We start from the raw sequence: 436 nt of genomic DNA on the forward strand, positions 1-436 counted from the left end.
TATCTCAACCTTATCAGGAACAATGGCGGATCGGGCTCGTTGCTGGTCATCGGCCACAACCCGATGATGGAAGACCTTGCCATGGCAGTTTCGGGCGGCGGCGACGAGGCTGCGCGGGCCACGCTGAACCATGGGTTCCCGACCGCGGGCCTGGCGGTCGTCCGCTTCGACGGCGATCTTGCCAGCGCCGCCCAAGGCACCGGCTATCTCGAAGCGTTCCTGACGCCGGCCGATCTCTGAAGCCATTTCAAAGCCTTGTTGCAGCGCCTATATCGGACGGACCGAAGTTCGAGAGAGCATATTTTGGCATCATCGCTGACCACCTTCACCGACGAGGCGAGGATTGCCCTCGACACGCTATCGGGCCGCGCCACCGGGCTTTTTTCCCCATCGCTGCGCCTCGGCGTGACCGGATTGTCCCGCGCCGGCAAAACGG

General features: G+C 63.1%; 1 pseudogene. It reads left to right on the forward strand.

The window, feature by feature from the left end:
- Positions 1-240 (forward strand): annotated as a pseudogene (locus ENZ74_RS34155) (histidine phosphatase family protein); the annotation flags it as partial.
- Between the last annotated feature and the right edge of the window lie 196 nt (positions 241-436).

Origin of the sequence: Mesorhizobium sp. M7A.F.Ca.CA.002.15.2.1, assembly GCF_003998715.1 — a bacterium.
GTDB lineage: Bacteria > Pseudomonadota > Alphaproteobacteria > Rhizobiales > Rhizobiaceae > Mesorhizobium > Mesorhizobium ciceri.